A 21,071-nucleotide genomic window follows, 5' to 3' on the forward strand; every position below is an offset into this window, starting at 1 on the left:
TCACCACGATCAGGGCCGGGTAAGGTTCTGACCAGGAATTCTAGGACGGATTTGGTAGAATTGAATTGAGCAGCAAAGCAGCAAAGCAGCAAAGCAGCAAAGCAGCAAAGCAGGTGGCGGACTTTCGACCCGGTCGTCGTGCTCGGAGTCGTGCGCACCTGGACTTCGGCGATCAAGCTGCTCGAAGTCTGCCGTCTCTTCCAGGATGACCAGCGGATTCGCTTCACCTTCACGGTCGACCGCGGGTCCCGCTTCAGCGCGGGCGTCGAGGAGTTGCTCGCCAGGGCGGAAGCGCATCGCACCCCCTGGGAAAATGTTCCGAAGCTCAATTACGCACTCGCCATCACGGCCAGCGAGAACATTGATTTCGACCACATCCGCGGACCAGTGCTGGTCCTTCCGCACGGCGTCGGATTCCACAAGTACGTTCCCGACTCCGGGTCCGCCGGCACGCGGCTTTCCGGGCTGATCCCGTCGACCGCGCTGCGGTCCGGCCGGGTGCTGATGGCGCTCTCCCATCCGAGCCAGAGAAAGCAACTGCACGACGCAGACCCGCTGACAGACGGGCAAACCGTCCTCGTCGGCGATCCGCAGTTCGAGCAGCTGCTCCGGAGCGAACCGCATCGCGACCACTACCGCGCCGCGCTCGGCGTGACCGGCCGGAAGTTCGTGCTGGTCAGCTCCACCTGGGGAGAAACCTCGCTGATCGGCCGCCGCCCCCGGCTTCCCGCCGAACTGCTGGCGGCCCTCGACTACGACTCCGCGGCCGTCGGCCTCGTCCTGCACCCCAACGTCTGGTCGCGCTACCGCCCCTTCCAGATCCGCTCGTGGTTCGCCGCCGCCGAAGACGCCGGGCTTCTGCTTCTCCCGCCGGAACGCGGATGGCAGGCCGCGATCGTCGCCGCGGACGTCGTCGTCGGCGACCACGGCTCGGTCTCCCTGCTGGCAGCCGCGACCGGCCGGCCCTTGCTGCTCGGCGCGTTCGGCGCCGAGGTCGTCCCCGGCACCAGTGCCGAACTGCTCGGCCGGCACGCCTCCCGGCTTGCCTGGGACCGCCCGCTACGAGACCAGATCGAAGCGGCGGAAACCCAGCACTGGCAACAAGATCTCGCCGAACGCACCTTCGCCAACCCGCACGGCGCGACCGCTGAACTGCACTCGCTCGTACTCCGCCTGGCAGGCCTGGAAGCCCGCCCCCTCGAACTCCTGCGCGCACCGGACCCCGAACTACGCCAGACCGTTCCGCTCGCCTTCACCGCTTATCCGGAGTTCACCGCACCAGATTCCCTTACCCTGCACCGATTCCCGCGCTCGGTAGAAGAATGGAAACCGGACTCCGAACGAGCCTCGACCAACCTGAGACACGTGGTCGCCGACGAAAGCGACGACAACCTCGGCCGAATCGGCAACGCCACCGTGCTCACCCGAACCGCACTGCTCCCAGCACCAGAATCCTGGTGCGCCAACGCATTGCGACTCCACCCCGCCTGCACACTGGCCGCGGCCGCCATCCCGGACGGATGCGTCGCCCACACCCGAGACGGCAACACCTTCACCGTGACCGGCTCTGCTGACGTCGCCGCACTGGCATCAGCCCTGCACGCCTGCCTGGCGACCGGCCGCGCACAACGTCCGCTGTCCCTACGACTCGGCTCCGTCGAGACCACCGTTGTTTTCTGACGCCAGCTTGTCCGCCCTCGGACTGCCAAGCTCTCGATACAGCCGAATCGCCCGCTCCAGATGGCTACGCGCCGCCTCCGGACTCTCATCGGCCATCGCCGCGTGCAACGCTTCCCGCGCCTGGGCTTCGTAGAACGTCGCGCCGCTCGCCTCGAACGCCTCCGCAGCCTTGATCAACGCGTCAATTCCGCCCGGCACCCCAATGCGCACCCGCACCTGCCCGGTAATCAGCAAGGCTCGCGCAGCCAACCGCCCGTCGCCAATCTCGCCAAACGCCCGATGCGCGGCTTCCAGTTCGCGCAACCCCTCCGCGTCGCCGAGCGACTGCCCGAGAAACATCCGGCTCAGCGCCTCACCACGCGCTTCCCCGGCCACCTCGTTCAACTCGATCGATTCGCGATACCGCTGCTGCGCTTGTTCCGGCTGCCCAACCACATCGTGGTACCGACCGGCGAACTCCCGCACCGACGCCCGCAGCACCAGATGTCCGTCCTGATCCGCCAGTTCGAGAGAGCGTGCCACGAACTCCCCGGCTTGCTCGAACTGCTCAAGATCCGTCAACGGACGCGACGCCAGGCTGCGCAATCGTGCCTCCGCGGCACGATTCCCGGCTTCTTCCGCGGCCTTGATGCCGTGCCGGAGACTGCTGAGCGAATCGGCATGCCGCTTGCGATCGAAGTAGTAGGCCGCGAGCGACTCGGCGATCTGCCAAATCTCGTCCACCAGGCCGATTTCACTGGCCACCGGCAGCAGCTCGTGCAGCGCGCGCCGGTTCTCCTCGAACCAGGCAAGCCCGTTGGCCCGCCGGTCGCCGGTGAAGGGATCCGAAATCTCCGGAACGCCCGCGACCCGGTACCGATTGACCTCGATCATCGCCGCGTCCGCGTAGTACGCGACGTCGCGGAACCCTCGCACCACCCGGGCGAGCGCCTCGTGGATCTCCTCGTCGCCCAAGCCCGAAAGGGACGCCGCGTGGTCGTGGACCAGCGGATGCATGGAGTACCGGCCTCGATCTTCCTGAAGCACCTTCAGCAGAACCAGTTCGGCAAGGATGTCTCCCGCCGTCGCCTCGTCGAGCCCGAGCAGCAGGTGGAAGACCGGCGCGGTGAACTCGATCGCCGGATACGCGCCGAGCAGCCGATACGCGCGCTGCGCCGGTTCCGTCGCTTCCTGATACGTCGCTTCAAACACCGGCTCCCCCTTCTTCGGCCCCCGGTCGGTCCGCATCAGCTCGGCACGCGAACGCCGCAGCCGCGCCGCCAGCTCCGGCAACGAAGGACACCGCCCGACCACGACGAGCGTCGCGGCGTTCCGAAGTGCCAACGGCAAGCCGCCGCAGTAGCCGAGAATCTCCGCCAGCAGCGCATCATCGCCGTCCAGCCCGCTCAGCTCACGAAACAACTGGGCCGACTGCGCTTCGTCGAGCGGAGTGACCCGGACCCTCTTGCCGCCGACCTCGTCGATCTCGATCGGCGACTCCACCCGCCCCGCGACGAGCACCAGCCAATCCCGCCCGCCAGGCATCAACTGCAGAAACTGCTCGGCTTCCGTGACGTTCTCCAGCAACATCACCGCGGCCGCCCCGGACGACCGGCTCCGCCACAGACTCGCCAGCCCAGGTTCGGCGGGCATCACCTCGTCGCGGACCCCGTCCCGGCGCAGCAAGGACCGCAGCGCCGCCGAAATCACCGTCTCCCCGTCGACCGTGTGGGTCGCGTAGTCCGTGTAATAGGCCCCGCCCGGATAACGGTCTTTCACCTGCTCAGCCACATACCGCGCCAACGCCCGCCGCCCGACCCCGGTCAACCCGTCGAACACCACGAGCGGCGCGCGCCGATCTTCGAGACACGCCTTGATCTGCTCTTCCCGCCCGACCAACCGCCGCAACGCCCGCGGCGTCTCGTGCGGCACCACGCGTTCGGGCCCGGGCAGCTGCTGGTTGACCGTGCCGATGTACTGCGCCTGCACGAGAGAACCACCGCTGCCGACCGACCCGACTTCGTTGTGCACCAGTCCACCCCTCACCCCGAGTGACCGCCAGCTTACCGATTCACTGCGGCGCCAGCAGCAACATCGAGCCGTCTTCCCAGTACAAACAGGCAGGCGAAGGACTCCACCGCGCCTGTCCCTGCCACACCACGACCGGCGCGCCCTCCCCCACCTCGACCAACGCCACCCGCGCCGCCCCGCGCACCACAGCTATCTCCCCGCGCCCCTTCAACCTCGAGGCCACTTCGTAAGCCTGCCCACGAGCCGGCCCGCTGGGCACCGCCACCGGTTTCCTTTTTCTCTTGGGAACCGTCACGAACTCCCAAAGCCCCATAACGGGCCAGGCGAGATGCGCGAAAATCTCCAGAACGGTCTCCGCCACACACCCGAGCGACCGATCAGCCCGCCGCCGATCGCGCCGCACCTTGACCCGCCCCAGCACCACAACGCGCACCGGCTCGTGCCAGTCGCCCTCGAAGTACCGCTCGACCCGGGCTTCCAGCTCACTCATCAGGTGCCCATCCGACTCGGTTACGCCGCCCTGGAACTGTACCTGCTCAACCTGCGAGGCGACGGAAAGAACAAACAAAATACAATAATCAAATTTACTGAATTAATGAGCATCGCTACAACCGGAAGCAGCATGTAAATAACGATGGGCACAGTGAAGTGCAGTTGTTCCTGGCCAATGTAGCTGCCCGACGTCGTGACGACGACAATGTACCAGAGCACAAAAGCGATGGTCACCAACCATCCAGGAATAACAGATCCTAGCTGAATTCCGATCGCCATGTACTCTTTTCGATACCGGAGATACCCGGTCGCCACATAGGAACGGGCGATCAGCAGACCGACTCCGGACATCAGCAAGCAAGCCGACGCGAGCGTCCCCAGGCCGACCGTGACCACTGTTGTCACGTCGTACGAAGTGGGCAGAAGGTACCCGAACACGGGCATAGCGATGATCATGAGCAGGCCGAGAACGGCACTCGCCAAGCCCCAGCGCATGGTGGTGGCACGAATCGTCCCGATCAGCGCTGGAGGGAGCCAGCGATCGGGAGCCACTGCTGGCTGGTAGGGATTCATCACTGCTGGATGCGCCAGTCCGACGGACTCGACATCGCCCCCGTATCGGAAACCGACCAGGTGGAACCGAGAGCCTTGACCTTGTCCAGGATTCCCTGCTGCTCGTTGGTGACAGTGGCGGTCAGGGAGTCGACAGCCGAGATGGTCGTGATAATCCCGGCGATGCCCGCTCCGATGGCGCCGAGCAGAACCACGATCGCGGCCGGGATGCCCACGACAGTGGCCGCGCTCACGAGCGCGACACCCAATGCGATCGCCAGCCCCGTGACCACGCCGATGAGCTGAGTCCAGAAGCTGTCGATTCCGTTAGCGAGATTGATCAGCGAGTTTCGGATCTGCAAGCCCAGGTCCTTCAGCGCGTTCAACCCGCTTGCCTGAGCCGGCACCGTGGCCTTGTACGCCTCGGCCCCTCGCCCTTGCCACTCGATCTCCGTCTTGAGCTTGTCCAGAGAGATCGCGCCCGCGAGATCGCCGATGGGATTTCCGACCCCGTCTGACCAACTGGCCGCGGTGGCCTTGAGAATGCTAGGACGCCCCCGGTCGGTCATGAAATGCTTGCAAGATTCCCAGAATTCAGCCATTTTCTTGTTGAGATCGTCCATGGCCTTGCGAATAGGTTCGATCAGGTCCGACAGGAATCCCGGCACCCAGCTGATTACGTCGTTGACCTTGTCGAATAGTTGCTGGACCAGGCGTTCGACCTCGTTGAGCTTGCCGATCGTCTGGTCGATGATCGGGTCGTCTCCGGTTGCGGCGGTCATCGTGAAAATCCCCTCCCTGTCATCGCGCTGTCAGCGTCCGCCTGCCCGAGTGATGCGATGCTGGTGGTCTTCCTCATCGCGTTCGTACACGTCAGCGGCTTTCCGCAGCGCACCGGCGAGGTTGCGGAAGTTGGCCTCCGCCTGGTTGATCATGTCTTGCATGGTGGAGCGCGTCTGGTTGTAGAGCCGGTCGAAGCCGTGCGAGGCGGCGTACGACATCACCTCGCGAGGACCGAGACCGAGTGGGTCGATCGCGCCTTTGGGCGGCTGCAGCCCGTCCGCGGTCTGGTCCCAGGTCGCCGCGTCCGACCGGAGAGCTGCCAAGGCTACGGCTACATCAGTCATTGCGTCGCTCCTCCGTCGTTTCGCCGTTGAGTGGTGGCAGAAGGCCGACTCGGCGCGACAGCCGTTGCGGGTCGTAGAGCATTCCCATGATCTCGGCAATCGCGGACCCTTGCGGCCCGTTGATGATTTCCGGCGGCGTGGTGGCGACATGAAGCTGCTGCAGCACGTCCTTGATCTCGCTCGCGATCTCGGTGGAGCGGACGCTGCCCGCCCACGTCGGGTCAATAGATATGTCGACTACTTGACCGTTGATCGCCGCGCCGCTCAGATGTCCGCCGGCGCTCTCGGCGGTGAGCCGGCGATCGACCACCGCCGCCGCCTGCTCGGTGAAACGGTTCATTTCGCTGGTCGCCGCGTCGACCAGCCGCAGCATGTCGTCCGGGCTGAGCGGCGACTCGTCAGCCGATCGTGACTGACTCCCGCCGAAGTCGGGCGGGGCAGGCGGATTCCGCTGGACGTCTTCCACCTGGCGAGCGAGAGCCGCCATAGTGGCCGCGTTCGCCGCCGCGACAACACTCGAATGCAGGCCCCGCGGGTCGACCGCCCTTGTCCAATCGCGATCGACCGCTACCGCCAATACTTCCGCGCCCGGCGAGACCGTGACCGAGATGATCCGATCAGGATCTCGCCCCACGAGCCGATCCTCGTCGGGGACCGGCTCCTCAGCACGCGCGGATTGCTCGTATTCCCAGTCCTCCGCTTCCTCGAAGCCCCACCTGCCGTCATCCACTGCGGTCACGCTCCTTGTCGCGTTCGGAGAGCGCGTCCGGCCGGGTCGTGAACCCCATCAAGCCCTCCCCAGGTCTTGTCGGCAGTAGCTGTACGTATTCAATTAAGCACTCCGACGCTACAACACAGACCGCTCCCCGAGACGCAGTTCAAGGCACAAACCACCCAAGCGCCCCCACGCCCCAAGCTGCCCGAACAAACTGTGTCCCACACCACGTACACAGCCATGACGACAAAAACCCGCGCATATGCCCGCCCCAAACAGGCAACGCACACCCACACGGCCCAACCCACCCGCGAACCGCAGCCGAAGGCACCGCGGGGGTCCGGGGGCTCGGCCCCCGGGGCAAAGGAACGACCGACAACGGAAAAGAGCCCCAGTCGCGCAAGCGACTGGGGCTCTGACCATGGTGGGCGAGGAGGGAGTTGAACCCTCACGTCCTTTCGGACACACGGACCTGAACCGTGCGCGTCTGCCATTCCGCCACTCGCCCGAGTTGCTTCCTTGAGGCAGCCAGCAAAGCTTAGCAGGGCCTTCTGACGGGTTTCACCGGGGGCATGCCCAACCCTTCCTCCCCCGGATAGGATCGATGCGGAAGCACACGTGTGAGGAGGTTGTCCCCGGTGGGTCGCGTTGAGCGCTTTGACAGGCGTCTCGAGAACCTGGTGGGGAATACTTTCGCGCGCATGTTCGGCGGCAACGTCGTCACGCAGGAAGTGGCGGTTGCGCTCGAGAGGGAAGGCGAGGAGAACGTTCGTGAGCTGGCAGGCGGTCGGCAGCTCGCCCCGAATCACTACATCGTGTCTTTGGGGGCGGCTGACCACGATCGCATGGCCGGCGATGAGCAGCGGGTCACCGGGGTTCTCGCGAGGGCGGTGGCGGAACACCTCGCCGCACAGGGCTGGGACACCTATGGTGACGTCGTCGTATCACTCGAGCGCAACGAGGCGCTGCATACTGGACAGTTCAAGACCCGTTCGTCCGTCGATCCCGACGCCCGCGACACTGCGGGGGAAGGGCCGTCACGGTCGGCACGACCCAGCAACGCAGGAGACCCACCAATGAGCCAGCCCCCCGGCTACGGCCAATACGACCAGGGTGACCCGTACGGCCAGCAGGGCCAGTACGGCTACGGACAGCAGGGTGGCCAGCAGCCCGGGTACGACCAGGGTTATGGCGGTCAGCCGCAGCAGGGCTACGACCAGGGCTACGGCGGCCAGCCCCCCGCGCAGGGCTACGACCAGTACGGCGGCCAGGGCCAGCAGCCCGGGTACGACCAGGGCTACGGCGGGCAGCCGCCGCAGCAGGGGTACGACCAGGGTTACGGCGGCCAGCCCCCGGCGCAGGGCTACGACCAGGGCTACGGCGGCCAGGCTCCGCAGGGCGGGTACGACCAGGGCTACGGGCAGCCGCAGCAGGGGTACGACCAGGGTTACGGCCAGCCCCAGCAGGGCGGCTACGACCAGGGTTACGGCCAGCAGGGCGGGTACGACCAGTACGGCGGCCAGCAGCAGGCGGCTTACGGCCAGGACCCGTACGCGCAGCAGGGCGCCCCGGCTCCGGGACGGCAGCTGCAGGCGAGCCTCCAGCTGGACGACGGCTCCAACCGCACCTACTCGCTGAAGCAGGGCGCGAACGTGGTCGGCCGCGGCCAGGACGCCGACTTCCGGCTCCCGGACACCGGCGTCTCCCGGCGGCACCTGGAGATCACCTGGGACGGCCAGAGCGCGACGCTCGCCGACATCGGGTCGACCAACGGGTCCACGGTCAACGGCACTCCGGTGCAGACGTGGCAGCTCGCCGACGGCGACGTGATCAGGGTGGGCCATTCGTCCCTGGTGTTCCGAACCCAGGGCTGATCGCAGACCGTCCACAGGGTTCCCGCAGAATTGTCGTGCGGGGGGATCCGCGGCGCGCGTGGCGCCGCGGCTTGCAGGCACAGGCGGGAGCGGACACAACAAGTGCCAGAGCTGGTCGTTCAACTCACCAGAGTGGGCTTTCTCGTGCTGCTCTGGCTCTTCGTGTTCGCCGCGCTCCGAGTCGTGCGCTCGGACCTCTACGCCGCGTCGGGCCTCCGGGTCCAGGTGCCGTCCTTCCGCCGCAACAAAGAGAAGAAGCCGCGGGGCAGCAAGGCCCCGCAGCAACTGCTCGTCACACACGGGGCCCTCGCGGGCACCCGCATCGCGCTCGACGGCCGGCCGATCCTCATCGGCCGGGCCGACGACTCGACGCTGGTGCTCGACGACGACTACGCATCGACCCGGCACGCCCGGATCGCGCTGCGCGGGGAGGACTGGTACGTGGAAGATCTGGGCTCGACGAACGGGACCTACCTCGACCGGGCTAAGGTCACTGCACCCCTCCGGGTCCCGCTCGGAGTCCCCATCCGGATCGGCAAGACGGTGATCGAGCTTCGCCCATGACTCTCGTCCTCCGCTACGCGGCCCGCAGCGACCGGGGCCTGGTGCGTTCCAACAACCAGGACTCCGTCTACGCCGGCCCGCGTCTCCTCGCGCTCGCCGACGGCATGGGCGGGCACGCCGCAGGTGAGGTGGCCAGCAAGGTCGTCATCGCCTCGCTCGCCCCGCTCGACGACGACGAGCCTGGAGACGACCTCCTCGCCCAGCTCCGCGAAGCCGTCCAGAACGGCAACGCGGCGATCGCCGAACTGGTGTCCCAGGACCCGGATCTCGACGGCATGGGCACCACGCTCACCGCCGTCTTGTTCGCGGGAAGCAGACTTGGTCTGGTCCACGTGGGCGACTCGCGCGCGTATTTGATGCGCGGCGGCCAGTTCGCCCAGATCACCCGGGACGACAGCTTCGTCAACGAACTGCTCGAACAGGGCCGCATCACGCCGGAAGAGGCGGCGGTGCACCCGCAGCGGTCGCTGCTGCTCAAGGCGCTCACCGGACACGAGGTCGAACCGAGCCTCACCGTGCGCGAAGCGCGTCCCGGTGACCGGTACCTGATTTGCTCCGACGGTTTGTCCGGAATGGTCAGCGACGAGACGCTCGCCGAGGCCGTGCAGATCCCGGACCCGCAGGACTGCGCCGACCGGATGATCGAACTGGCCCTCAAGGGCGGCGGCACGGACAACGTGACCGTCATCATCGCCGACGTGGTCGACGTCGATTTCGGCGACGACGCCCCGATCGTGGGCGGAGCGGCCGGCGACGGCAGCGACGAGATGCATCAGGGCGATTCCCCCGCGGCCCGGGCGCGCGCGCTGACTCAGCCGCCTCCGCAGCCGCGGCCGGAGCAGCAGGCTCCACCGGAAGACCCGAAGGCGAAACGGCGGAAACGGTTCCGCTGGCTCGTGGGGGCGGTCGTGGTGCTGATCGTGCTGGGCGCCGCCGCGATCGCGACTCGATACTTCGTGCTCAGCCAGTATTACGTCGGAGAAGGCCCCGATCAGGAGGTCGTGATCTATCGCGGCGTCCCGGGCAGCATCCTCGGCATCGACCTGCACGCGCTCGAGCAGGGCTCGTGCCCGCCGGGCCAGCTGTGCACCGACAAGCTCCGCGTCTCCGCGTTGCAGGAGGACGCGCGGATCGCCGTGCAGAACGGCGTGAAGCGCGAAAGCCTCGACGACGCGCGCAAGTACATCGACGATTTCCTGCGTCTCAAGAAGAAGCTGTCGGACTGCAAGCCGACCTCTTCCACGGGCGTCCCGCAGTCGGGTGCGCCCTCGTCCAGCGTGGCGCCGCCCGGCGGCACGCCTTCGTCGGCGAACCAGCCTGCGGGGAGGGACTGCTCGACGGCGGGTACGCCGCCGACAGGGGGCGGTAACTGATGGGCCAGCCGTTGGCCGACCCGACGTCCGCCCAGTTCGCCACGAATCCGCCGCGAGACCTCCCGAAGCGCAGGGGCACGGAGCTCGCGTTGCTGGCGTTCGCGGCGGGCATCGTCACCCTGGCGCTGGTCATCGTCGAAGCCAACCAGGAGCAGGAGCTGACGCTCTCGATCCTGTGGGTGGGGCTGGCTTACCTCGGCGTGCTCGCCACGACGCACCTCGCCGTGCGCCGGTGGGCCCCGTACGCCGACCCGGTGCTGCTGCCGTGCGTCGCGCTGCTGAACGGGATCGGGCTGGTGATGATTCACCGGCTCGACCTGGCGAAGGCCGAATCGGCGCTGCAGCGCGGCAAGGAGTACTCGCCGGAGATCACCAAGCAGCTGCTGTTCACCGCGGTTTCGCTGGTGCTGTTCGTGATCGTGCTGGTGGTGGTCAACGACCACCGCACGCTGACCCGCTACAGCTACATCGCCGGATTGATCGGGCTCGGCGCGCTCGCGCTGCCCGCGGTGCTGCCCGCCAGCCTGTCCGAGGCCGGCGGTGCGAAGGTGTGGCTGAAGCTGCCGTTCTTCTCGATCCAGCCGGGCGAGTTCGCGAAGCTGCTGCTGATGATCTTCTTCGCGTCGTTCCTGGTGTCCAAACGCGACTTGTTCATGGTGGCGGGCAAGAAGTTCCTCGGCGTGGAACTTCCGCGCGCGCGTGACCTCGGCCCGATCCTGATCGCAGCCGGGGTCGCCATCGGCGTGCTGGTGTTCGAGAAGGACCTCGGCACGTCGCTGCTGTACTTCAGCATCATCCTGGTGATGCTCTACGTCGCGACCGAGCGCGCGATCTGGGTCGTCGTCGGGCTGACGTTCTTCGTCGGCGGCTGCATCCTCGCCTACAACCTGTTCGGCCACGTCCAGCAGCGCGTGGAGAACTGGACCGACCCGCTCGGCCCGCGCTACGACGTGCTGGGCGGCAGCTACCAGCTCGCGCAGGGCCTGTTCGGGCTCGGCACCGGCGGCGTCGGCGGCACCGGGCTCGGCGCGGGCCGCCCGGACATCCCGCCCGCCGCGAGCACCGACTTCATCACCGCCGCGATCGGCGAGGAACTCGGCTTCATCGGGCTGGCCGCGGTGCTGATGCTGTACGTGCTGCTCGCGATGCGCGGCATGCGCAGCGCGCTGGCCGTGCGCGACACGTTCGGCAAACTGCTCGGCGGCGGACTCGCCTTCACCATCGTGATCCAGATCTTCGTGGTCGTCGGCGGCGTCACCGCGCTCATCCCGGAAACCGGCGTCACCGCGCCGTTCCTGTCCTACGGCGGCTCTTCGCTGCTGGCGAACTACATCCTGGTCGCCCTGATGCTGCGCATTTCGGACGCGGCGCGCAGGCCGGCCACCCGGCCGAAGCCGCAGCAGCCGCAGGCTCCGATCGCCGAGGCGCACACCGTGATGGTGCGGCGTCCGCCAGCCGAAGGCGACCCGAACGGGAGGACCGCGTGAACGCCCCCCTGCGCAAGGTCGGCATGGCGATGCTCGCGATGATCGTGCTGCTGCTGGCCAACGACACCTACGTCCAGGTCATCAAGGCCGACACGTACCGCACCGACCCGCGCAACCAGCGGGTGCTCTACGACGAGTACTCCCGCCAGCGCGGCCAGATCGTCACGCCGGACGGCACCGTCCTCGCCGGCGTGAAGCCCTCGACGGACAAGTTCAAGTTCTTCCGCACCTACGCCGACGGCCCGATGTACGCCCCGGTCACCGGGTACTACTCGATCAACTACGGCGCGGGCGGGCTCGAGCGCGCCGAGGACGACGTGCTGAACGGGTCGGACCCGCGGCTGTTCGTGCGCCGCCTGTCGGACATGGTCACCGGCCGCGATCCGCGCGGCGGCAACGTGAAGCTCACCATCGACCCGAAGGTGCAGAAGGCCGCCTACGACCTGATGACGCAGCGCGGGTACACCGGCGCGGTGGTCGCGATGGAGCCGAAGACCGGCCGCATCCTGGCGATGGTGTCGACCCCGTCGTACGACCCGAACCAGCTGGCGACGCACGGCACCGACCAGAACAAGGCGTGGGACGCCTACTCCAAGGACAAGAACAACCCGATGCTGAACCGGGCGATCTCGGAGAACTACCCGCCGGGGTCGACGTTCAAGATCGTCACCGCCAGCGCGGCGCTGGAGAGCGGCATCGGCCCGGACACCCAGGTCAGCACCGCGCCGAACGTGCAGCTGCCGGGCACGAACACGACGCTGGAGAACTACGGCGGCGAGACCTGCCCGGGCAACACGTTCAAGGACGCGCTGGCGCACTCCTGCAACGTGCCATTCGCGACCTTCGCGGGCCAGCTCGGCGCGGACAAGATGAAGGCGGCCGCGACCAACTTCGGCATCGGACAGAACGACCTGACGGTGCCGATGCGGGTCGTCGGCTCGACCGTCGGCCCGCTCGACTCGCCGGGCGCGCTCTACCAGAGCGGCATCGGCCAGCGCGACGTCCGGCTCACTCCGCTGCAGGACTGCCTGCTCTCGGCGACCGTCGCGAACAACGGTTACGCGATGAAGCCGCAGCTGATCCAGTCGATCCTGGCCCCGGACCTGTCGACGGTCGAGAACGTCGACCCGGAGCAGCTCACCGGCAAGCCCGCGCTGTCGCCGGAGAACGACAAGATCCTCACCGACATGATGATCGCGTCGGAGTCCTTCACCAAGGGCGGCGGCAAGAACGACGCGCTGAAGATCGCCTCGAAGACCGGTACCGCCGAGCACGGCGCCGACTCGAAGAACACCGCGCCGCACGCGTGGTACACCGCGTTCGCGCCGTCGGACAACCCGCAGATCGCCGTGTCGGTCATCGTCGAGAACGGCGGCAACCGCGGTCTCGCCGCGACCGGCGGCACGGTGGCCGCCGAGATCGGCCGCGCCGCCATCGCCGCCCGGCTCGGGGGTGGATAGCCGATGCTGTCCTCGGGTCAGCTGCTGGCCGAGCGCTACAAGCTGACGAACCGGATCGCCGTCGGCGGGATGGGCGAGGTCTGGCAGGCGAGCGACACCCGGCTCGACCGGATCGTCGCGGTGAAGGTGCTGAAGGCCGAACTGTCCGGCGACGCCGAATTCCTGCACCGGTTCCGTACCGAAGCGCGGATGACCGCGTCGCTCAACCACGCCGGAATCGCCGCGGTGCACGACTACGGCGAGACGGTCAACGAGGATCTGTCCATCGCGTACCTGGTGATGGAGTACGTGGAGGGCGATCCGCTCGCGGGCATCCTCGCCAAGCACGGGCGGCTCACCGCGGACTACACCCTCGATCTGCTTGAGCAAGCAGGCACCGCGCTGCAGGCCGCGCACGAGCAGGGCCTGGTGCACCGCGACGTGAAGCCGGGCAACATCCTGGTCACCCCCGCGGGCAAGGTGAAGATCACCGACTTCGGCGTGGCCAAGGCCGCCGACGCAGCCCCGGTCACCCGCTCCGGCATGGTCATGGGCACAGCGCACTACATCGCGCCGGAGCAGGCGCTCGGCCAGGACGCGGAACCGGCCAGCGACGTCTATTCGCTCGCCGTGTGCGGGTACGAATGCCTCGCCGGGCACCGGCCGTTCCTGTCCGAGAACGCGGTGACGGTCGCGATGATGCACATCCGCGACGTCCCGCCGCCGCTGCCGCCGGACGTGCCGCCGGGCGCGCGGGCGGTCATCGAGGCGACGCTCGTCAAGGACCCCCGGCAGCGGTACGCGAGCGGCGGAGAGTTCGCCGGCGCGGTCGCCGCGGTCCGGGCCGGCCGCCCGCTGCCCACCCCGCTCGGCCTGGTGAACGCCGCCTACGCGGCGGGGCAACCACCAGTGCCGCCGGTTCCGCCCGCAGTGCCGCAGGCGGGTACCGGCGCGCCGATCGGGCCCAGCTCCAATCCGGCGTTCCGGCCGCTGTCGGCTCCGCCGGGTCCGCCGGGACAGCGGGTCCCGCCGGTCCCGCCGCCGAGGCGGAACCAATGGGGCTGGTGGGTGCTGCTCGCGGTGGTCGTCGTCGTGGTCCTGGTGGCCGTGGCGTTCTTGATCGCGAGAGTGGTGTCGGCCGGCAACGGCGGGACGCCGCGAAGCGTGGACAGCGGGAGCGGACCGACCTCAGCCACCCCGGCCGGTACGAGCGAGGCCCAGGGCCTGCAAGGCATGATGACCACACCTTGGACGGAATGGAACGGCACGAAGCGATGACGACACCCAGACTGCTCTCCAATCGGTACGAGCTGGGCGACACGCTCGGGTACGGCGGTATGTCCGAGGTCCACCACGGGCACGACGTGCGGCTGGGCCGGGAAGTCGCGATCAAGGTCCTGCGCGCGGACCTCGCCCGCGATCCGCAGTTCCAGGAGCGGTTCCGGCGCGAGGCGCAGAACGCCGCCGCGCTGAACCATCCCGCGATCGTCGCCGTGTACGACACCGGCGAGGCGAACACCGACGTCGGGCCGCTGCCGTACATCGTGATGGAGTACGTCGAAGGCCGGACGCTGCGCGACATCGTCAAGACCGAAGGCCCGCTGTCGCAGAAGCGCGCGATGGAGGTCATGGCCGACGTCTGCGCCGCGCTCGACTTCTCGCACCGGCACGGCATCGTGCACCGCGACGTGAAGCCGGCGAACGTGATGATCACGAAGAACGGCGCCGTCAAGGTGATGGACTTCGGCATCGCGCGCGCCATGCACGACGGCCAGTCGGCGATGACGCAGACCGCGGCCGTCATCGGCACCGCCCAGTACCTCTCGCCGGAGCAGGCGCGCGGCGAGTCGGTGGACGCCCGTTCGGACGTCTACGCGGCGGGCTGCGTGCTGTACGAACTGATCACCGGCGAGCCGCCGTTCACCGGCGATTCCCCGGTCGCGGTCGCGTACCAGCACGTGCGGGAGGACCCGAACCCGCCGTCGTCGGTGAACCCGGCGGTGTCGCCGGAGCTGGACGCGGTCGTGCTGAAGGCGCTGGCCAAGGGCCCGGCGAACCGGTACCAGTCGGCCGCCGAGATGCGCTCGGACCTGGTCCGGACGCTGTCCGGGCAGCGGCCGTCGGCCCCGATGGTGATGTCGGACGACGAGCGCACCCAGGTGATGAACGCCGACCGGCGCCAGCCGCAGGCCTACGACGAGTACCCCGACGATCCGGAAGAGGACCCGCGGGCCAAGCGCCGCCGCCGGATCATCTTCGGGGTGATCGCCGCGCTGCTCGTGGCGGGCGTGGTGCTGCTGATCTTCTGGCTGAGCGGATCGTTCCGCGACAAGAACGAGACCGCGCAGATCCCGCCGGTGGTCAACACGCCGGTGCAGACGGCGAAGTCGCAGCTGCAGCAGGCGGGCTTCTCGTCGTTCGGGCCGACCAAGTACGTGGTGTGCGGCCCCGAGGCGAGCAACCCCGGCGGCCAGACCTGCACCGAGGACCAGATCGACAAGGTCATCGCGATCGACCCGCAGGTCGGCGCGACGGTGGCGACCACGTCCACGATCACCCTCACCGTCGGCCAGAAGCCGGGCAGCGCGACGGTGCCGGACCTGCAGGGCAAGTCGCAGGACGAGGCGAAGTCGGCGCTCGAGCAGGCCAAGCTGAAGCTGGGCAACACGACCTCGAAGCCCGTCGACAACCCGAGCGACGTCGGCAAGGTCGTGTCGCAGAACCCGACCGCGAACTCCTCGGCGGTCGAGGGAACGCCGGTGGACATCGTCGTCGGCTCGGGCGTCAACCAGAAGACGGTGCCGAACACGGTCGGCCAGGACTACGCGTCGGCGAAGCAGACGCTGGAGAACGCCGGTTTCCAGGTCAAGCGCACCGACCAGGCCTCGGACAAGCCGAAGGACCAGGTCATCGACCAGCAGCCGAACGGCGGCAACCTGCCCCCGAACAGCCCGGTGCGGCTGACCGTGTCGTCCGGGCCGAAGCAGATCCAGATGCCGGACCTGACCGGGATGACCCAGGACCAGGCGACGCAGCAGCTGCAGAACATGGGCTGGTCGGGCACCATTCAGCCGCAGACGACGCACAGCGGCAGCGGCCAGCCGAACACCGTGGTGAAGCAGAACCCGCCCGCGGGCACCCAGATCAGCCCGAACCAGACGATCGTCCTGGTGATCAAGGCGGACGACGGCAGCGGCTCGACGACGTCGAGCTCCGGCGGCATCTTCCCGCCGGGCGGGATCCACAACAACGGCTGACCCGGTCGTAAGGAGGGCCCGCACGGTGCGCACCGTGCGGGCCCTTTTTTCGCGCCGGCCGATCAGTCTTGGTCGAGAAAACTCCGCACGCTGGCGAGCACCTCGTCCACGTCGTGCCCGCCGCCGCAATCGACGTCCAGCTCTTCGACGGCCCCGGAACGCTTCACCGTGAGCGACACCTGCCGCCCGTCGCGCTGCCCGCGCAACCAGCCGAAGAGCGACCGGCAGAACGTGCCCGCCGACCGGCTGCTCACCATCACGACGACGTCGCTTCCCGGCCCGGCGAGCCGAACCCGGCCGGCGAGCTCGTCCTCGGCGCCGAGCCAGGAAACCAGCTGCTGCAACTCGTCCGCGGAGCCGTCCACGCTGATCGCGGCGATCCCTGCCGTCACGGATGCTCCCCTCCCGGGCCGAACAGACGGCGCGAGGGTAACCGACTCGCTACCGAACCCGGAACCCCCAAATCGGCATTTGCCGAATGCAATTTGCAAACTACAGCGAGTGCTTCCGTCCGCGATGCTGCTTGACCAGCGCGGATACGCACATCACCGCGCCGAGCGAGAAAACGGTCGGCAACCCCACATTCGCGACGAGAACAGAGGCGGTCGACCCCGGCTGCGGGGTCCGCATGGGCGAGAATATTCCAGCCGCAGCCATCGCGACACAACACGCGAGCAGCGCCCACAGGAGCGCCGCACGGACTTTTTCCGCCTTTTCGCCGAGCCAGGGGAAAGCTGTCGCGAAGACGATCCGTCGACCTTCGTGCCGGATGCGCCGATAGAGAGAAGTCCCCGTTCCTCCGGCGATCACCAGCATCACCAAACTGAGGGCGAGGTCTCCGAGCCTGCTGCTGGCAGAAGCGTCGCTGCCCAGAGCATTGGCCAGTCCTCCGACGGTGTAGCCGAGACTGATATAGAAGACCAGCCACTGCAGAGCGGCAAGCGCCGCCCGCCACAGCCACACTGCTTGCTGACCGCGCGGCTGGGCAGAAAGCGGGTCATCCTGAGCGACTGTCGGGGCCTTCGAGACCTCTTCGAGCTTGGGCTTGGCGGGCTTCGGTTCCGCTGTCGGCACAACCGGTTCCGCGGGCGTGAGCACCGGAGTGACCGGCTTGCTTCTGATCGGTTCCGAAGCGACCGGGCTCTTTGGTTCGACAACCGCGGGCGGCTTCTCCACAGCGGGCTTGTCCGTCAATGGTTCCCTGCGCAGCAGAAGACTGCTGCTGGTGTCCATCGCCTGCATCTTCGGCCGGGGCATTCCACGACGCGCGAGAGCCGCGTCAAGGGCACCGTAGAGGTTGTTGACGTCGAGCGGACGTCCGGGAGAACGGCTGGTGAGCAAGGTGAGCAACTCCGCGGTGAACGCGGTGTTGCGGTCTCCGGGCGGCGAGAGCGACACCCGGTTCTTCGGCGAAGAGGCGATCACCGTTGTCCCGCGAACCTTGATTTCCCGGGAGTCCAGCCGGGAATCAGACATCGCCCCGATCGCCATTCCGGAGTAACAACAGTCCAGGACGAGCAACTTGACCTGAGCGGGACTCATCTCCACCGCGTCGCGCAAGGTATCGAAGGCGACCGCTGTCGTGTCGGGTTCCTCGGGGTCGGTCTCCCGGGTCGTCAAATAGAGCCGGTCGCGGAGTTCGTGCCGGACCCCGTGGCCCGCGTAGTAGACGAAGAGGAAATCTTCGGCTTCCCGGGAGAAGCGGCGCAAGCGCTTCGTCAGGCTTGTCGGCGAATCAGGATTGTCGACGACATAGCAGTGGTCCCATTCGAGAATCCCGGCCCGCGGGTCGCTGAGCGCGGAACGCAAGTCCGCCAGGTTGTTGTGGACCGCCGGCAGGTTCACGAACAGCTCGGACTCGAAGTCGCTCGTGCCGATGAGGATCGCTCGAGACCGCTCCGGGTCGGGAAGCGCGCTCACTCCGATCAGGACTCCCGCTCGAGGAAATTCCGGACCGCGGCGAGCACTTGGGCGGAGTCGTCGCCCGAGCCGCACTCCAGTTCGAGCGTCTCCTTGCCCCTCGTCAGCTTGAGCGAAACCTTGCGCGCGTCGCGGAGACGAGTCAGCCAGTCGAATAGCGAACGGCAAAACGCGGTAGCTGTACCACTGGTGGCGATGACGGTAATCGCGTCGAGCGCACCGCCCATTTCCCCGGGACCAGCCGGAGCGTCTTGGGCTCGGACCCGGCCGCGCAAGTCGTCCTCGTCCCGAAACCATGCCGCGAGCTTCCGGAGTTCGTCGTCCGACGCTCCTGGCATGGTGATCGCAATGGTGCCATCCGCCATGAGACCTCCCCTTGCTCATGGGGCCGGAAACCGCACTCGGCCCAGCTCAGGTCGGATATCCTAGCTTGCGCCCGAGAGGTGCAGAATGCGTCTCGCTCAAGGCTTTGATAAAGATTCAAGACCGGCGGGCCGAAACCGCACCCACCACCGTCATGCTGGCCGCCAGCAACACCACCGACGCGCCGATCGCCAACGTGAGCGGGCCGCCGTATGGAGTGCCGTTCATCAGCGCCTCCAGCAGCGGATGCACCACCGGAACCCACTTTCCCAGCAGCACCACGCCAAGCACGAGAACCGCCGCGAGCACCGTCCATCCGATACGCGACACCAGCAGTCGCGAGCACGGCAGGCCGATTGCGATGCCGACGAGAGCGCACGCCAGATGGGTCGCCAATCCGGCGCTGACGATCTGCCAATGCAGCTGATTCCGATGCGTCGCAGCCCATGCGACGGTCACCAATGTGCTCGCCAAGGTGCAGCCAAAAACCGTAAGCGCCGCGCCGCCAATGGTTTTCCGGTTGCCCCCAGCGTGATTGAGGGTGATCAACCGCTGCACCGGGTCTTCGATGTCCAGCAACGCGATCGTCAGCCAGCAGCCCAGTACGAGAATCCCCGCCCCGCTAACGCCATACAGCGGAATCACCGGCGAACTCGGGTCTGCGTAAAGGATCGAGCACAACGCGAGGTACGCGAGTCCGGCCGGCAGATACCGCTGCGAATGTCCCAGCAGCGCCAGGTAATAGCGGCTCACTGCGAGCACGGCGCCACCTCCCGCACCGACCAGCCGCCGGACAGGGCGCGCAACAGTACGGCGTCGGCGTGGTCGGCGTCGACCGTCAGGACCACGCCGCCTGCCTGATCGGCGACCGTGTGCACGCCGGGTTCGGCGGACCAGTTGTCGACGCTGGAGGACACCGGCAGCAGCGTGATCCGCTTGCGCTCCGGATGCGTTTCCAGTGGCGCGAGCCGGCCGGATTCGAGCCGGTACACCTCGTCGGCGTGGGCGCGCACGACGTCCGGCCGGTGGTCGGTGAACACGACGCTCGCGCCTCGTGCCCGGGTTTCCGCGACCAGTTCGCCGAGCACCGCGTGCGTGCCGACGTCGAGGCCGGACCAGGGTTCGTCGAGGATCAGCAGGTCCGGCCGCACCAGCACGGCTTGGGCGAGGCCGACCTTCTGCGCGTTGCCTTTCGACAGCGTCCGCAGCTGCGCGTCCGGGCTGCCGACCAGCGCGAGCCGCTTCAGCAGCGGATCGATCCCGGACAGGTCAGCCAGCCCGCGGATCCGCGCGAGATGCCGCAGGTACGCCCGCGCGCTCAGCCGCTGGCCGCCGGGGAAGCGGTCCGGCAGGTAGCCGACCGCCGGGCTTCCGGTGATGTCCCCGTACGACGCCCGCGACACCCCGGCGAGGATCCGCAGCAGGGTCGATTTGCCCGAGCCGTTCGCGCCGAGGATGCCGGCGACCTGTCCGGCGGGCACCTCGAAATCGACGTGCGTCAGGACGGGTTCGCCGCTGCCGTACCGTTTTCCGACTCCGCTGAGCCGGATCAGCGGAGTCGGGGCGGTCACGCAGTCGCGGCCTTCTGCAGGGTGCGGGTGGCCCGCTCCAGGTCGTCGACGACGGTCGGCGCGACCGGGTGCCCCGCCGAGGCCATCCAGTTCGCCAGCATCCGGTGGCCGCATTCGGTGAGCACGGATTCGGGGTGGAACTGCACGCCTTCCAGCGGCAGCTCGCGGTGCCGCATGCCCATCACGATGCCGCTCTCGGTGGTCCCGGTGACCTCGAAAATGGCCGGATCGATGGTCTCCGGCAGCACTGTGAGCGAGTGATAGCGAGTGGCGGTGAACTCCTCCGGCAGCCCGGCGAGGATGCCGACGCCGGTGTGATGCACCTGACTGGTCTTGCCGTGCAGCAACTCGTCCGCCCGGTCGACGGTGGCTCCGAAGTGCACGCCCAGCGCCTGGTGGCCGAGGCAGACGCCCAGCATCGGCGTGCGCGTCTCGGCGCACTTCGCGATCACTTCAATGCTCTGACCTGCACGTTCCGGCGTTCCCGGGCCCGGGGAGACGAGCACCGCGTCGAATTCCGGGACGCGGTCGAGGTCGACGACGTCATTGCGCCACACCGTGCAGTCGGCGCCGAGCTGCGCCAGGTACTGGACGAGGTTGTAGACGAAGCTGTCGTAGTTGTCGACGACGAGAACGCGCATGCCGCC

General features: G+C 67.8%; 20 protein-coding genes and 1 tRNA gene. 8 read left to right on the forward strand and 13 right to left on the reverse strand.

Annotation, left to right across the window (positions count from 1 at the left end):
• Positions 1-150 precede the first annotated feature (150 nt).
• Positions 151-1,680: a hypothetical protein gene (locus ABD156_RS31775; protein ID WP_344282225.1), complete on the forward strand. Its 1,530-nt coding sequence runs from the start codon at positions 151-153 to the stop codon at positions 1,678-1,680.
• Here the strand turns inward: ABD156_RS31775 and ABD156_RS31780 are convergent.
• The 7 genes from ABD156_RS31780 to ABD156_RS31810 all read right to left on the reverse strand — a co-directional run bounded on the left by ABD156_RS31780 (position 1,642) and on the right by ABD156_RS31810 (position 7,084).
• Positions 1,642-3,690 carry a hypothetical protein gene (locus tag ABD156_RS31780; RefSeq protein ID WP_344282228.1) on the reverse strand — a complete coding sequence of 683 codons (2,049 nt, stop codon included), beginning with the start codon at positions 3,688-3,690 and terminating at the stop codon, positions 1,642-1,644. The two genes, ABD156_RS31775 and ABD156_RS31780, sit on opposite strands and share 39 nt — an antisense overlap.
• 40 nt (positions 3,691-3,730) lie before the next feature.
• The gene (locus ABD156_RS31785; RefSeq protein ID WP_344282231.1) at positions 3,731-4,180 is read right to left on the reverse strand and encodes a hypothetical protein; all 450 of its coding nucleotides are present in this window, start codon (positions 4,178-4,180) and stop codon (positions 3,731-3,733) included.
• A 20-nt stretch (positions 4,181-4,200) separates the two neighbouring features.
• Complete coding sequence (locus ABD156_RS31790; RefSeq protein ID WP_344282234.1) at positions 4,201-4,755, reverse strand: hypothetical protein; 555 nt, start codon at positions 4,753-4,755, stop codon at positions 4,201-4,203.
• Positions 4,755-5,516, reverse strand: a complete 762-nt coding sequence (locus ABD156_RS31795; protein ID WP_344282237.1) for a hypothetical protein — start codon at positions 5,514-5,516, stop codon at positions 4,755-4,757. Before ABD156_RS31795 ends, ABD156_RS31790 begins: the two co-directional genes overlap by 1 nt.
• 30 nt (positions 5,517-5,546) lie before the next feature.
• Complete coding sequence (locus ABD156_RS31800; RefSeq protein WP_116201986.1) at positions 5,547-5,861, reverse strand: hypothetical protein; 315 nt, start codon at positions 5,859-5,861, stop codon at positions 5,547-5,549.
• Positions 5,854-6,600: a hypothetical protein gene (locus ABD156_RS31805; protein WP_344282241.1), complete on the reverse strand. Its 747-nt coding sequence runs from the start codon at positions 6,598-6,600 to the stop codon at positions 5,854-5,856. The genes ABD156_RS31800 and ABD156_RS31805 overlap by 8 nt, the downstream gene beginning before the upstream one ends.
• Positions 6,601-6,998: 398 nt before the next feature.
• A tRNA-Leu gene (locus tag ABD156_RS31810) sits at positions 6,999-7,084 on the reverse strand.
• Positions 7,085-7,214: 130 nt separating this feature from the next.
• On the opposite strand from ABD156_RS31810, the gene ABD156_RS31815 reads away from it, so the two are divergent.
• The 7 genes from ABD156_RS31815 (at position 7,215) to pknB (ending at position 16,570) form a co-directional block, all read left to right on the forward strand.
• A complete protein-coding gene (locus tag ABD156_RS31815; RefSeq protein ID WP_344282244.1) occupies positions 7,215-8,450 on the forward strand; it encodes an FHA domain-containing protein in 1,236 nt (411 codons plus the stop codon).
• A 102-nt stretch (positions 8,451-8,552) separates the two neighbouring features.
• Positions 8,553-9,014 carry an FHA domain-containing protein FhaB/FipA gene (locus ABD156_RS31820; RefSeq protein WP_037718919.1) on the forward strand — a complete coding sequence of 154 codons (462 nt, stop codon included), beginning with the start codon at positions 8,553-8,555 and terminating at the stop codon, positions 9,012-9,014.
• Complete coding sequence (locus tag ABD156_RS31825) at positions 9,011-10,387, forward strand: PP2C family protein-serine/threonine phosphatase (RefSeq protein WP_344282255.1); 1,377 nt, start codon at positions 9,011-9,013, stop codon at positions 10,385-10,387. The genes ABD156_RS31820 and ABD156_RS31825 overlap by 4 nt, the downstream gene beginning before the upstream one ends.
• Positions 10,387-11,874, forward strand: a complete 1,488-nt coding sequence (locus ABD156_RS31830; RefSeq protein ID WP_344282258.1) for an FtsW/RodA/SpoVE family cell cycle protein — start codon at positions 10,387-10,389, stop codon at positions 11,872-11,874. Before ABD156_RS31825 ends, ABD156_RS31830 begins: the two co-directional genes overlap by 1 nt.
• Entirely contained in the window at positions 11,871-13,334 is a 1,464-nt protein-coding gene (locus tag ABD156_RS31835) for a peptidoglycan D,D-transpeptidase FtsI family protein (protein WP_344282261.1), read from the forward strand. Before ABD156_RS31830 ends, ABD156_RS31835 begins: the two co-directional genes overlap by 4 nt.
• Positions 13,335-13,337: 3 nt before the next feature.
• Positions 13,338-14,591 carry a serine/threonine-protein kinase gene (locus ABD156_RS31840; RefSeq protein WP_344282264.1) on the forward strand — a complete coding sequence of 418 codons (1,254 nt, stop codon included), beginning with the start codon at positions 13,338-13,340 and terminating at the stop codon, positions 14,589-14,591.
• Positions 14,588-16,570, forward strand: a complete 1,983-nt coding sequence (gene pknB / locus ABD156_RS31845; RefSeq protein ID WP_344282267.1) for a Stk1 family PASTA domain-containing Ser/Thr kinase — start codon at positions 14,588-14,590, stop codon at positions 16,568-16,570. The genes ABD156_RS31840 and pknB overlap by 4 nt, the downstream gene beginning before the upstream one ends.
• Positions 16,571-16,632: 62 nt before the next feature.
• On the opposite strand, the gene ABD156_RS31850 is transcribed toward pknB, so the two are convergent.
• From ABD156_RS31850 to ABD156_RS31875, 6 genes are all read right to left on the reverse strand, one after another.
• On the reverse strand, positions 16,633-16,962 hold the full coding sequence (locus ABD156_RS31850; RefSeq protein WP_344282270.1) for an effector-associated constant component EACC1: 330 nt from the start codon (positions 16,960-16,962) through the stop codon (positions 16,633-16,635).
• Positions 16,963-17,062: 100 nt separating this feature from the next.
• Positions 17,063-18,490 carry a caspase, EACC1-associated type gene (locus tag ABD156_RS31855; protein WP_344282273.1) on the reverse strand — a complete coding sequence of 476 codons (1,428 nt, stop codon included), beginning with the start codon at positions 18,488-18,490 and terminating at the stop codon, positions 17,063-17,065.
• A 5-nt stretch (positions 18,491-18,495) separates the two neighbouring features.
• The gene (locus ABD156_RS31860) at positions 18,496-18,855 is read right to left on the reverse strand and encodes an effector-associated constant component EACC1 (protein ID WP_344282276.1); all 360 of its coding nucleotides are present in this window, start codon (positions 18,853-18,855) and stop codon (positions 18,496-18,498) included.
• Between the two features lie 115 nt (positions 18,856-18,970).
• Positions 18,971-19,615 (reverse strand): hypothetical protein, encoded by a 645-nt coding sequence (locus tag ABD156_RS31865; RefSeq protein ID WP_344282279.1) that lies wholly within the window; start codon positions 19,613-19,615, stop codon positions 18,971-18,973.
• The gene (locus ABD156_RS31870; RefSeq protein WP_344282886.1) at positions 19,603-20,406 is read right to left on the reverse strand and encodes an ATP-binding cassette domain-containing protein; all 804 of its coding nucleotides are present in this window, start codon (positions 20,404-20,406) and stop codon (positions 19,603-19,605) included. The genes ABD156_RS31865 and ABD156_RS31870 overlap by 13 nt, the downstream gene beginning before the upstream one ends.
• 14 nt (positions 20,407-20,420) lie before the next feature.
• The gene (locus tag ABD156_RS31875; RefSeq protein ID WP_344282282.1) at positions 20,421-21,065 is read right to left on the reverse strand and encodes an aminodeoxychorismate/anthranilate synthase component II; all 645 of its coding nucleotides are present in this window, start codon (positions 21,063-21,065) and stop codon (positions 20,421-20,423) included.
• Positions 21,066-21,071 lie beyond the last annotated feature (6 nt).

This window comes from Amycolatopsis albidoflavus, assembly GCF_039525725.1.
Lineage (GTDB): Bacteria > Actinomycetota > Actinomycetes > Mycobacteriales > Pseudonocardiaceae > Amycolatopsis > Amycolatopsis albidoflava.

Excerpts from the sequence above, each read along its gene's own strand:
- ABD156_RS31785 (WP_344282231.1), bottom strand. The coding sequence starts at position 4,180 with ATGAGTGAGCTGGAAGCCCGGGTCGAGCGGTACTTCGAGGGCGACTGG.
- ABD156_RS31860 (WP_344282276.1), bottom strand. The coding sequence starts at position 18,855 with ATGGCGGATGGCACCATTGCGATCACCATGCCAGGAGCGTCGGACGAC.
- ABD156_RS31800 (WP_116201986.1), bottom strand. The coding sequence starts at position 5,861 with ATGACTGATGTAGCCGTAGCCTTGGCAGCTCTCCGGTCGGACGCGGCG.
- ABD156_RS31790 (WP_344282234.1), bottom strand. The coding sequence starts at position 4,755 with ATGAATCCCTACCAGCCAGCAGTGGCTCCCGATCGCTGGCTCCCTCCA.
- ABD156_RS31825 (WP_344282255.1), top strand. The coding sequence starts at position 9,011 with ATGACTCTCGTCCTCCGCTACGCGGCCCGCAGCGACCGGGGCCTGGTG.
- ABD156_RS31795 (WP_344282237.1), bottom strand. The coding sequence starts at position 5,516 with ATGACCGCCGCAACCGGAGACGACCCGATCATCGACCAGACGATCGGC.
- ABD156_RS31840 (WP_344282264.1), top strand. The coding sequence starts at position 13,338 with ATGCTGTCCTCGGGTCAGCTGCTGGCCGAGCGCTACAAGCTGACGAAC.
- ABD156_RS31830 (WP_344282258.1), top strand. The coding sequence starts at position 10,387 with ATGGGCCAGCCGTTGGCCGACCCGACGTCCGCCCAGTTCGCCACGAAT.
- pknB (WP_344282267.1), top strand. The coding sequence starts at position 14,588 with ATGACGACACCCAGACTGCTCTCCAATCGGTACGAGCTGGGCGACACG.
- ABD156_RS31875 (WP_344282282.1), bottom strand. The coding sequence starts at position 21,065 with ATGCGCGTTCTCGTCGTCGACAACTACGACAGCTTCGTCTACAACCTC.